Raw genomic sequence first — 10426 nt, 5'->3', positions numbered from 1 at the left:
GCTGGCTGCCGTCGTTCTGCACCGGAGAAACAATCACCGCGATCGCGATGACTGAGCCCGGCACGGGCAGTGACCTGCAGGGCATCAAGACGCGCGCGGTCAAACAGGGTGACCACTACGTGCTCAACGGCTCGAAGACCTTCATCACCAACGGCATCCACTCCGACCTGGTGATCGTCGTGGCCCGCACCAACCCCGACAAGCCGTGCGCCCACGGTTCATCAGCCTGCTGGTCGTCGAGGAGCGGCATGGCCGGGCTTCGACCCGAGGCCGCAACCTCGACAAGCTCGGGCTCAAGGCCCAGGACACCGCGGAGCTGTCGCTTCGACCGACGTCGAGGTCCCCAAGGCCAACCTGCTCGGCGAGGAGGGGCAGGGCTTCGTCTACCTGATGCAGAACCTCCCCCAGGAGCGGGTCTCGATCGCCACCATCGCGATCGCGGCGATCGAGCACGGTCCTCGACCTGACCCTGCGACTACGTCAAGGAGCCGCGAGGCGTTCGGCAAGCCGATCGGGAAGTTCCAGAACACCCGGTTCGTGCTCGCCGAGATGGCGACCGAGGCGACCGCAATGTCGCGCGCACCTTCGTCAACCACTGCGTGCGAGCTGCTCAACCAGGAGCCAGAAGCTCGACCGCCGAGCACTCGCGTCGATGGCGAAGTGGTGGACCACCGAGGCTGCAGAAGTCCGCCTCGTCGACCAGCTGCCTGCAGATGCACGGCGGCTACGGCTACATGCTCGAGTACCCCATCGCCAAGCTCGTACGCCGGACACCCGGATCCAGACGATCTACGGCGGGACGACCGAAATCATGAAGGAGATCGTCGGGCGCAGCCTGGGCGTCTAGCCGCCGCAGGTGCGGCTTGACCTGGTCTTTCGCGACCGCCGAGATTCGATTCTCGGCGGTCGCGAAACGGCATTCTGGGATGTGTGCTCGACTTTTCGGTCGTTTCGCGCTTCCATCATGTTCCTTATCTCGGATATCGCCGCGTGTCGTGAACTGCTGACGCACAGTTGACGCGGAGGATAAGAAGAAGCAGCGTGACCGAAACGGCGGGGAGAGTGCATGACCTGGCTTGGAAGTCGTCTCAGTAGAGGCGTCGGGCGGATGGCGCTCGGCGTCTTCGTGACGGCTGCCGCAGCTGCGCTGTTCGCACCTGTGGCAATCGCAACCCCTGAGAGCGACGCGAGCGACGCCATCGACCAGGCCTGGCAGGCCGCCGGGGGCGACGGCTCCCCGATCGGCAGCAAGGACGGCGACGTCTACCCGGTCGGCGACGGATTCGGCCAGAACTTCTCCGGTGGCAAGATCTTCTTCAACCCGGCCACCGGTGCGCACCTGCTCTACGGCGCGATTCTCGACAAGTACCAGGCGCTGGGCGGTCCTGCGGACAGCGATCTCGGATTCCCCACGATCGACGAGGTGGTCGGGCTGGTCGGCCCGGACAGCCGCGTGAGCACGTTCAGCGCCAGCGACAAGCCGGCGATCTTCTGGACACCGGACACCGGCGCGTGGGTGGTGCGCGGCGCCATCAACGCGGCGTGGGACAAGCTGGGCGGCTCGGCCGGCACGGTGGGCGTTCCCACCGGCGACGAGACCTACGACGGCGACGTCGTCAGCCAGAAGTTCACCGGCGGCGAGATCTCCTACAACAACACCTCCAAGGCCTTCACCACGGTGCCTGCGGAGCTGGCCAACGACCTGGCCGGAGTGGAGGTCCCCGCCGACGCCACGACGGCGATCAACCAGGCCTGGCGCGCCGCGGGCGGACTCGCGGGTCCGCTCGGTGCCCGGCAGGGCGCGCAGTACACCGTCGGTAGCGACGGAGCCGCGCAGGATTACGCCGGCGGCAAGATCTTCTACTCGTCGGCCACCGGCGCGCACGCGGTGACCGGCGCAATCCTGGCCAAGTACGACGCGCTCGGCGGCCCGACCAGTGACCTGGGCCTTCCGACCGGGACCGAGGCCGACGGCGGCGCGCCCAACAGCCGGGTCAGCGCGTTCAGTGCCGCCGACAAACCGGTGATCTTCTGGACGCCCGACAACGGAGCGATCGTGGTGCGCGGCGCGATCAACGCGGCGTGGGCCGAACTGGGCGGGGCGAGCGGCAAGCTGGGCGTCCCGACTGGTGAGCAGAGCGTTACGGGGGACACCGTCACCCAGAAGTTCAGCGGCGGCGAGATCTCGTGGAACAAGGCCAGCAACACGTTCACGACCAAGCCGCCGGAACTGGCGGGATCGCTGTCGGGTGTGCAGGTACCCAGCGGAACCGGACCGCAGACGACGCCGGCGGCGCCGAAGTCCGGCGCGGGCTTCACCTGGCACTGGTGGTGGTTGCTCATCATCCTCCCGGCGCTGCTGCTCATCGGGGTGATCGCACTGGGTCTGCTCTGGTTGCAGCGCCGCCGCGGCGCCGATGTCGAGTTCGACGAGGACTTCGAGGACGCCGACTACGACGAGGACGACCATTGGGCCGGCGATTCCGAGCGTGAATCGGGGGCATCGCCGTACGCGACCTATCCCGACGGCAGCCGCGTCGTGGTATCGCCGTCGTCCGGCTTCAACTGGTCGGGGCAGGACGCCGAGGATCAGACGATGCCCGGGCCTGGGGATGTGTTCGACGGCGATCAGGATTCCATCGACACGACTCCGACTCGTGTCCCCGCCGACCCGGAGTCCGAAGCCGAGTTCCTTCCCGTGCAGGTGGCGGTCGAGCACGAATACGCCGAGATCGAAGAGATCGAGGACGACGACGAGGCGAGCGACACCGGCCGTCATGCCGCGGTGAATCTCGAGGAATCGCAGTCGATGTGGACGATCGACATGGGCGAGATCGGCAGGCCGCGACGTCGCCGTGCCGCCGAGGAGGAGCCGCCCGCCGAGCTGGCCGCCCCGGAAGCCATCGACGAGCAGTCCCCGGCCGAACCCGCCGAGGATCTGCAGTCCGACGTGCACGCCCAGAGCCCGGCCCGGCCCGCGATTCACTTGCCGCTGGCCGATCCGTATCAGGCGCCGGATGGTTACGTCATCAAGGCCAATACGCATTCCGGGCTGTACTACACCCCGGAGTCCGCGCTCTATGACCACACCGTGCCCGAGGTGTGGTTCGCCAGCGAGGAACTCGCCCAGGCGAACGGGTTCATCAAGGCCGAGTGAGGCCCGGTGCTCTCAGATCGGGGCGCCGTTAGATCTTGCGGATGACGGTGACGACCTTGCCCAGGATGGCGGCGTCGTTGCCGGGGATCGGGTCGAACGCCGGATTGTGCGGCATCAGCCAGACCTGCCCGCCGGTGCGCTTGAAGGTCTTGACGGTGGCCTCACCGTCGATCATCGCGGCGACGATGTCGCCGTTGTCGGCCACGTTCTGCTGACGGATCACCACCCAGTCACCGTCGCAGATCGCGGCATCCACCATCGATTCGCCGACCACCTTGAGCAGGAACAGCGAGCCCTCGCCGACCAGTTCGCGCGGCAGCGGGAAGACGTCCTCGACGGCCTGCTCGGCCAGGATCGGGCCGCCGGCCGCGATCCGGCCCAGCACCGGCACGAACGTCGGCTCCGGTAGCGCGTCGGATCCGCCGACCTCGGTAACCACCGGTGTCGGAGTCTCGTCGGACCCGCGGACATCCACCGCGCGGGGCCGGTTGGCATCGCGGCGCAGGTAGCCCTTGCGCTCGAGGGTGCGCAGCTGGTGGGCCACCGAGGAGGTGGAGGTCAAGCCGACGGCGTCGCCGATCTCCCGAATGCTCGGGGGATAGCCGCGGCTGGTCACCGACGCCCGGATCACGTCGAGGATGGTGCGCTGCCGCTCGGTCAGTCCGGAATCGGTACGCCCTTCGCGGCGGCTTGCGTCGGGGCCCGATGTCTCACTGCGGTCGCTCATGGGCCCGAATGTAGTCGCGCACAGGCCGATAATCAAACATTTGTTCGAGCGTGTCGCGACCGGGGGCCGGCCGCCCGGTCGCGGGAGCAGAACTTGTCGGTGCCCGGTTTTATGCTTCCGACACGCTCGCTCACATGTTCGTGTATCGAACACATGATCGAGTATATTTCGAACACAAGAGCGATCAGCGGGTGTTCCGGAGGAAGGAAGCAGACGTGACAGTCATCGACGATCGGCAGGTATTCGCATCATCGCCGGCGCGCCGGCGCGCGGTCGGCAAGCCTGTCGCACCTGCTCGGCGCCACCCGGCCGGCGCTCGCGTCTACCGGCCGCATCCGGCGCGCCCCGCCGGGGCCGCCATGCGCTACCCGGGCACCGGGGTCGCGTTCTCGCGGGCGCCGCACGCCCGTCGCACAGTCAGCACCACTGTCACCGTCGGGTTGGCCGCCATGGCCGCGCTGATCACCGTCTGGCTGGGGATGCTGGGCCATTTCAGTGGGGGAGCAGTGGCCACCGAGCAGGCGCCCGACCAGCTCGCCGTGGTGCAGGTCCAGGCCGGGGAGACCCTGCAACAGTTGGCCGGCCGGGTGGCGCCCGATGCGCCCGCCGGGCAGATCATGCAGCGGATCCGTGACCTCAACGAGCTCGACTCGGCTTCGTTGGACGCCGGCCAGACCCTCATCGCGCCCATCGGCTGACGGGCCGGCCATCCGTGGTGAATGTGTGTGCCGGACAAGCCGCGCCAGCCGGCGCCGCGCCCATGGTCGGGGACTTGGTCGCCCAGTGGGCTGCGCAGGTAGGCTCGGGGTGGTCCGACACATCGGGCTGCAGCGGAGGTGAAGGAGCGGTCATGCATTGCCCGTTCTGCCGCCATCCCGATTCCCGAGTGGTCGACTCCCGCGAGACCGATGAAGGCCAGGCCATTCGGCGGCGCCGGTCGTGCCCCGAGTGTGGCCGGCGGTTCACCACGGTGGAGACCGCGGTGTTGGCCGTCGTGAAGCGCAGTGGGGTGACCGAACCCTTCAGCCGGGAAAAGGTGATCAGCGGCGTCCGTCGGGCATGCCAGGGCCGCGATGTCGACGACGACGCGCTGAACCTGCTCGCCCAGCAGGTCGAGGACACCGTGCGGGCGTCCGGGTCCCCCGAGATTCCCAGCCATGAGGTTGGCCTGGCCATTCTGGGCCCGCTTCGTGAACTCGACGAAGTCGCCTACCTGCGGTTCGCCTCGGTGTATCGCTCCTTCAGCTCAGCCGAAGACTTCGAGCGGGAGATCGAGGCCCTGCGGGCCCACCGCAAGGTCGGCACCGCGGGCTGAGCTCACTCCAGGTGTCGCTCGGAGTCGCGGACCACGCGGCCGGCGACGAGCACCCACCCTTCGGGTGTCCACGTCGTGTAAATCTGCGAGCCCTTGCCCTGCGTGATCGTCAGGTCGCGGCTGAGGTGGTCGGTGATCCGGACCGCGGCCGATCCGGTCGCCTCGTCTTCGACGACGCCCAGGCCGTCGGCGAACATCCGGGACCGGATATGGCCGCGGTCCTGGTCGACCCAGGTCCAGAGGTAGTGCTCGACGTCATTGGGGTAGTCGGCCGGGTCGACGGCCAGTAATTCCTCCACCGAGGCCAGATAGCCGATGGCGAATTCCGGTGACCAATCCGCGCGCGCCCGCACGGTGGTCAGGTCGTCGTCGTAGCTGATCGCCACGATGCCCGCCGGTACCTGCAGGGTGTGCACGGGCGTGCCGCGATCCCGCAACCACCAGGCCGCGCCCACGGTCGGGTGACCGGCGAACGGCAGTTCGGTGCCGGGGGTGAAGATGTGCGCGTGGGCGGTGGTCGACCCGTTCTCGGGTAGGTCGATGAAAATCGTTTCGCTGTAACCCAATTCGGTTGCGATGCGCTGGCGTTCGCCGGGCGGCACAGTGGCGGCGTCGACGATTCCGAGCGGATTGCCGAAGTTGCCATCGGAGTCGGTGAACACCCGCACCACGGTCACGTCGACGGTCATGTCCCGACTCTACGACGGTGCCGCCCGGGCGTGGTCAGGTGGCGCTGCGCTCGTCGGTGCCCATCGCGTCGAGTACCGCCACCCGAGTGTCGAGCGACCCGGTGACCGAACGTTCGGACAGACCGTCCCGCAGCAGCTGACGCAACGCGCCCTGGTCGTATTGGGCAGGCGCGGTGGAATCGATGAATCGTTCGACGACTTCGACGAATCGGTCCGGGTCGTCGTGGAACGGGAAGTGGCCCGACCGAGAGAAGACTTCCAGCTGGGCGCCGGGCATGGCGGCGTGCGCCATGCGGGCGTGGCTGACCGGGATGACAGCATCCTGGTCACCCCAAATGAGTTGCACGGGAACGGATGCGGTCAAATAACAACGATCGAGCATGGTCACCACCTGCCCGCGCCAATCCACCACAGAGCGCAGGGTGCGGGTGAACGCCGAGGAAGCCGTCGGTTCCGGCAGGTCGGTGAGGATGCGCAGGGCGTCGGGCAGGTCACGGCCCAGACCCGTCGAACCGAACACGGTGCCCAACGCCCGGCCGGCCACCTGCAGGGCGGGAAGCACCATCGGCAGCCGCAGCAGTGCCAGCGCCTCTCCGCCCAGCGGCAATGAGGCCAACCGCAGGGCGACGTTGACGTCCTTGGTGACGCCGCCCGCACCGACCAGGATCAACCGCTCCACCAATTGCGGAAATTGGTACGCGAATTGCATGGCGACCCCGCCGCCGAGTGAATGCCCGACCACGGTCACCGTGTCGATGTCGAGCACGCTGAGCAGATCACGCATGCCGTTGGCGTAGGCGGCCACCGAATAGTCGGCCCGCGGCTTGTCGGACTGGCCGTGTCCGAGCAGGTCGGGTGCGATCACAGTGAACCGCTGCGCCAACTTGCTGTGCACCGAATGCCAGGTCGTCGAGTTATCGCCGATACCGTGGATCAGCAGCAGGTTCGGACCGGACCCCGCCACGCGGAATGCCCGACGGTAGCCGTGGATGGTCCGGAAATGCAGGGTGGGCGTGACTTCCCGCACCGGCCGCAGGTTGGGCTTTCGCTTCGTCATCTCCCACCCCATCGTCGGTGCGGTGGACTTCGCTAGATTTCGCCGTTGTCGGTGAATCCGTCTTTGAAGTCCTCGGCATGTTGGGCCAGGAATCGCTCGAACTCCGCACCCAGTTCTTCACCGCTGGGGAGATCTTCGTCGCGGGCCAGCAGCGACCGGTTCTCCTGAGCGGCAACGAATGCATCGTACTGGCGCTCCAGTGCGCTCACCACTTGAGAGACCTCGGGCGAGCTCTCTACCTGCTCGTCGATCTTCGTGCGGATTCCCGCACCGGCATCGGTCAGGGCGCGCAGCGGCACCTGCAGCGAAGTCAGCTTGGCGACCTGCTCCAGCAGTGCTTCGGCGGCCGGGGGATAGTCCGTCTGGGCCAGGTAGTGCGGGACGTGAACGGTGAATCCCACGACTTCGTGGCCGTGCTGGGCCATCCGGTATTCCAGCAGGTTGGATACGCTGCCGGGCACCTGGACCTCGCCTACCCACGGCGTGTAATCGGTGATCAACTCGCGGTTGTTGGAGTGTGCGGTCATGGTCACCGGGCGGGTGTGCGGCACGGCCATCGGGATCGTGCCCAGTCCGATCGTCTGGCGCACGCCGAGGCGTTCGGCCAACAGGCGCACCGCGGTGACGAAGCGCTCCCATTTCAGGTCCGGCTCAAGCCCGGCGAGCAGCAGAAATGGCGTGCCCATGCTGTCGCGCAGGGCGTAGAGGTTCAACTCCGGACTGTCGTAGTGGGTGAAGTGGTCGGTCTTGAAGGTCATCAGCGGCCGGCGCGACCGGTAGTCGAGCAGTTCGTCGATGGCGAATGAGGCCACCAGTTCGGTGTCGAGCATGGTCTTGAGGTGTTCGGCGGCCAGGTGAATGGCGCGGCCCGCGTCGGAGAACCCCTCCAGGGCATGGATCATCACCGGTCCACGGCCATCGGGTGCCGACACCTGGGGCGCCGGGAACTCCAGCTCGTACATTCCGGTCTGCTCGGGTTGGTAGTGCTGTCCTTGCTCGTCAGTCATCGTTTCCGCCTCCTCGCGGTGCCCGGGAACGTCATCGCGCCCTTGTACCGTGACCATCAGTGTCTCGCAGATCCGGGTGGACGCGACCGGTACCGCCTGTGTTGCACAACGCAGGTGCGGTGCCCGCCGTTCCCGGCTGTGGCCGTTTGGGCGGGTCGGCGGCTCCAGTTTCGGGCATGATCGTGCCCATGCGGACCGTTGCGGCGGCACTGGGCGTGGCGGCGACCACCATGGCGGTCGCCGGCTGCCAGTCGTCGGCCGAGCCGCCGGCCAAAGCCACCGCACCCGCCGATGCGGTGGTCATCACAGCGCGGCCGACGGCGCCCATGCCGTCGGTGGGCGCCCTCTTTCTCGGCGGCACCGAGACCCACACCTGCACCGCGTCCGTGGTGCGCTCGGCCAGCCAGGACCTGATCCTGACGGCGGCGCACTGCTTGGCCGCCGAGTATCCCGCCACGTTCGTGCCGGGATTCGACGACAAGGCTGATCCGGGCGACGTCTGGTCGCTCGACGCGGTGTACCTCGACCCCCGCTGGGTGGCCTCCCGGGATCCCAAGGCCGACTACGCGTTCGCGCGGGTCAGTCGTCCGGCGGGTGGCACGCTGGAGGCGGTGACCGGCGCGGCGTTGACGCTGGGAACGACACCCCACCCGGGCGAGGTCACGATCCTTGGGTATCCGCTCGGCGTCGGGGGCGCCCCGGTCGGCTGCGAGACCGATGCCGAGATGGATCCCGGTGGCTATCCCTTACTGCACTGCGGCGGCCTGGTCGACGGCACCAGTGGCGCCCCGTGGATCAAGGACACGACGGTCCTCGGTGTGATCGGGGGCCGCGACGGCGGCGGCTGTCAGGACAACATCTCCTATTCGCCGCCGTTCGATAGCGCGACCGCCGCGCTGCTGGCGCGGGCCGAGGCGGGCGGTCCGGGCGACCAGGCGCCCAATACCTTCGACAGCGGCTGCTGACGTCAGCGGCGGAACTGGCTGAGCGCCCGCAACTTGTTCATCACGTCCAGCGCGGCGACCTTGTAGGCCTCCGAGAACGTCGGATAGTTGAACACCGCGTCGACCAGGTATTCGACGGTGCCACCGCAGCCCATTACGGCCTGGCCGATGTGCACCAGTTCGGTTGCCGCGGTGCCGAAGATGTGCACGCCGAGGATCTTCAGATCATCGGTGGACACCAACAGTTTGAGCATGCCGTAGGAGTCGCCGGCGATCTGGCCGCGCGCCAGCTCGCGGTAACGCGATACCCCGACCTCGTAGGGGATGGAGTCCTTGGTCAGGTCCACCTCGGTGGCCCCGACATAGGAGACCTCGGGAATCGAGTAGATGCCGATCGGCTGCAGCGCAGTCATGCCGGCGGTCGGCTCGCCGAAGGCGTGGTAGGCGGCCAGCCGACCCTGCTCCATGGACGTCGCGGCCAGGGCGGGGAAGCCGATGACGTCGCCGACGGCGTAGATGTGGTCGACCTTCGTCTGGAAGGTCTTGTCGTCGACGAAGATGCGTCCCCGGTTGTCGGCCTCCAGGCCGGCGTTGGCGAGATCGAGGTGGCCGGTCTGGCCCTGTCGGCCCGCCGAATACATGACCGTCTCGGCGGGAATCTGCTTGCCGCTGGCCAGGGTGGTGACGGTGCCGGCCGAGCCGACGTCGACGGCGGTCACCTCTTCGCCGAAGCGAAAGGTCACCGCCAGATCGCGCAGGTGGAATCGCAGCGCCTCGACGATCTCGGGGTCGCAGAAGTCCAGCATGGAGTCGCGCTTCTCGACGACGGTGACCTTGGTGCCCAGCGCGGCGAACATCGAGGCGTACTCGATGCCGATAACGCCGGCACCGACTACGACCATCGAGGACGGGATGGTCTTGAGATCCAAGATCCCGTCGGAGTCCAGCACCCGGTTCTCGTCGAACTCGACGCCGGCGGGCCGGGCCGGTGTGGTGCCTGTGGCGATGATGAAGTAGCGGCCGCTGACCGTGATGCGTTCGGCGCGGGTGGGGTCCTCGACCTGGATGGTGTGCTCGTCGAGGAACCGGCCATGGCCGACGTAGAGCTCGATACCATTGCGCATCAACTGGTTTCGGACCACGTCTACTTCTTTGCCGATCACGTGCTGAGTGCGTGCCAGCAGATCGGCGGGGGTGATTTTCTCCTTGACCCGGTAGCTCGCGCCGTACAGCTCGCGCTGGCTCATCCCGGTCAGGTAGACCACGGCCTCACGCAACGTCTTGGACGGAATGGTGCCGGTGTTGACGCACACGCCGCCGAGCATCCGGCCACGTTCGACGACGGCTACCGACTTGCCCAGCTTGGCGGCGGCAATGGCCGCCTTCTGCCCACCCGGCCCCGAGCCGATGACGACGAGGTCGTATTCCAAACCCATGAGGACAAGGTGTACGCCGGTTTGCCGAATCTCGCATGCCGACGGCGTCAATAGGACGTGAACAATCGGCCCAGCCGCGCGATCCCCAGCCCCG

The 10426-nt window shown here is 67.5% G+C and carries 11 protein-coding genes and 1 pseudogene; 7 read left to right on the top strand and 5 right to left on the bottom strand.

Translation table 11 applies throughout. The features are described 5' to 3' along the window. Nucleotides 1–47: 47 nt before the first annotated feature. The 4 genes and pseudogenes from ADBZ9K_RS00485 (at nucleotide 48) to ADBZ9K_RS00470 (ending at nucleotide 3157) form a co-directional block, all read left to right on the top strand. The gene (locus ADBZ9K_RS00485) at nucleotides 48–467 is read left to right on the top strand and encodes an acyl-CoA dehydrogenase family protein (protein WP_526617743.1); all 420 of its coding nucleotides are present in this window, start codon (nucleotides 48–50) and stop codon (nucleotides 465–467) included. After that, a pseudogene (locus ADBZ9K_RS00480) lies at nucleotides 421–519 on the top strand (hypothetical protein); the annotation flags it as partial. The gene ADBZ9K_RS00485 and the pseudogene ADBZ9K_RS00480, both read left to right, overlap by 47 nt. 133 nt (nucleotides 520–652) lie before the next feature. Beyond that, a complete protein-coding gene (locus ADBZ9K_RS00475; protein WP_526617741.1) occupies nucleotides 653–847 on the top strand; it encodes a hypothetical protein in 195 nt (64 codons plus the stop codon). Nucleotides 848–1066: 219 nt separating this feature from the next. Next, nucleotides 1067–3157 (top strand): LGFP repeat-containing protein, encoded by a 2091-nt coding sequence (locus tag ADBZ9K_RS00470; protein ID WP_526617739.1) that lies wholly within the window; start codon nucleotides 1067–1069, stop codon nucleotides 3155–3157. A 28-nt stretch (nucleotides 3158–3185) separates the two neighbouring features. On the opposite strand, the gene lexA is transcribed toward ADBZ9K_RS00470, so the two are convergent. Continuing rightward, entirely contained in the window at nucleotides 3186–3884 is a 699-nt protein-coding gene (lexA, locus tag ADBZ9K_RS00465) for a transcriptional repressor LexA (protein ID WP_526617738.1), read from the bottom strand. Between the two features lie 215 nt (nucleotides 3885–4099). On the opposite strand from lexA, the gene ADBZ9K_RS00460 reads away from it, so the two are divergent. Both ADBZ9K_RS00460 and nrdR read left to right on the top strand, forming a co-directional pair. Beyond that, complete coding sequence (locus ADBZ9K_RS00460) at nucleotides 4100–4582, top strand: LysM peptidoglycan-binding domain-containing protein (protein WP_526617736.1); 483 nt, start codon at nucleotides 4100–4102, stop codon at nucleotides 4580–4582. A gap of 152 nt (nucleotides 4583–4734) precedes the next feature. Then, a complete protein-coding gene (gene nrdR, locus ADBZ9K_RS00455; RefSeq protein WP_526617734.1) occupies nucleotides 4735–5199 on the top strand; it encodes a transcriptional regulator NrdR in 465 nt (154 codons plus the stop codon). Nucleotides 5200–5201: 2 nt separating this feature from the next. On the opposite strand, the gene ADBZ9K_RS00450 is transcribed toward nrdR, so the two are convergent. From ADBZ9K_RS00450 to ADBZ9K_RS00440, 3 genes are read right to left on the bottom strand one after another with little or no spacing between them, the layout of a single operon-like run. Continuing rightward, nucleotides 5202–5888, bottom strand: coding sequence for a PhzF family protein (locus ADBZ9K_RS00450; RefSeq protein WP_526617733.1), 687 nt, complete (start codon nucleotides 5886–5888; stop codon nucleotides 5202–5204). Nucleotides 5889–5922: 34 nt separating this feature from the next. Further along, complete coding sequence (locus ADBZ9K_RS00445) at nucleotides 5923–6945, bottom strand: alpha/beta fold hydrolase (RefSeq protein WP_526617732.1); 1023 nt, start codon at nucleotides 6943–6945, stop codon at nucleotides 5923–5925. 32 nt (nucleotides 6946–6977) lie between these two features. Next, on the bottom strand, nucleotides 6978–7952 hold the full coding sequence (locus tag ADBZ9K_RS00440) for a proteasome assembly chaperone family protein (RefSeq protein ID WP_526617731.1): 975 nt from the start codon (nucleotides 7950–7952) through the stop codon (nucleotides 6978–6980). Between the two features lie 188 nt (nucleotides 7953–8140). Between ADBZ9K_RS00440 and ADBZ9K_RS00435 the strand changes: the two genes are divergently transcribed. Then, nucleotides 8141–8917, top strand: a complete 777-nt coding sequence (locus tag ADBZ9K_RS00435; protein WP_526617729.1) for a trypsin-like serine peptidase — start codon at nucleotides 8141–8143, stop codon at nucleotides 8915–8917. A gap of 2 nt (nucleotides 8918–8919) precedes the next feature. Here ADBZ9K_RS00435 and sthA read toward each other — a convergent pair whose 3' ends face one another. After that, nucleotides 8920–10332, bottom strand: coding sequence for a Si-specific NAD(P)(+) transhydrogenase (sthA, locus tag ADBZ9K_RS00430; RefSeq protein ID WP_526617728.1), 1413 nt, complete (start codon nucleotides 10330–10332; stop codon nucleotides 8920–8922). Nucleotides 10333–10426 lie beyond the last annotated feature (94 nt).

Origin of the sequence: Mycobacterium sp. (assembly GCF_965229265.1) — a bacterium.
Classification (GTDB): domain Bacteria; phylum Actinomycetota; class Actinomycetes; order Mycobacteriales; family Mycobacteriaceae; genus Mycobacterium.
The sequence above is the reverse complement of the archived record's forward strand: the minus strand, read 5'-3'. Positions and strand labels throughout refer to the sequence as shown.

Coding starts and splice junctions, on each gene's coding strand:
- lexA (WP_526617738.1), bottom strand. CDS start 3,884: ATGAGCGACCGCAGTGAGACATCGGGCCCCGACGCAAGCCGCCGCGAA.
- sthA (WP_526617728.1), bottom strand. CDS start 10,332: ATGGGTTTGGAATACGACCTCGTCGTCATCGGCTCGGGGCCGGGTGGG.
- ADBZ9K_RS00475 (WP_526617741.1), top strand. CDS start 653: ATGGCGAAGTGGTGGACCACCGAGGCTGCAGAAGTCCGCCTCGTCGAC.
- ADBZ9K_RS00445 (WP_526617732.1), bottom strand. CDS start 6,945: ATGACGAAGCGAAAGCCCAACCTGCGGCCGGTGCGGGAAGTCACGCCC.
- ADBZ9K_RS00435 (WP_526617729.1), top strand. CDS start 8,141: ATGCGGACCGTTGCGGCGGCACTGGGCGTGGCGGCGACCACCATGGCG.
- ADBZ9K_RS00470 (WP_526617739.1), top strand. CDS start 1,067: ATGACCTGGCTTGGAAGTCGTCTCAGTAGAGGCGTCGGGCGGATGGCG.
- ADBZ9K_RS00440 (WP_526617731.1), bottom strand. CDS start 7,952: ATGACTGACGAGCAAGGACAGCACTACCAACCCGAGCAGACCGGAATG.
- ADBZ9K_RS00450 (WP_526617733.1), bottom strand. CDS start 5,888: ATGACCGTCGACGTGACCGTGGTGCGGGTGTTCACCGACTCCGATGGC.
- ADBZ9K_RS00485 (WP_526617743.1), top strand. CDS start 48: ATGACTGAGCCCGGCACGGGCAGTGACCTGCAGGGCATCAAGACGCGC.
- nrdR (WP_526617734.1), top strand. CDS start 4,735: ATGCATTGCCCGTTCTGCCGCCATCCCGATTCCCGAGTGGTCGACTCC.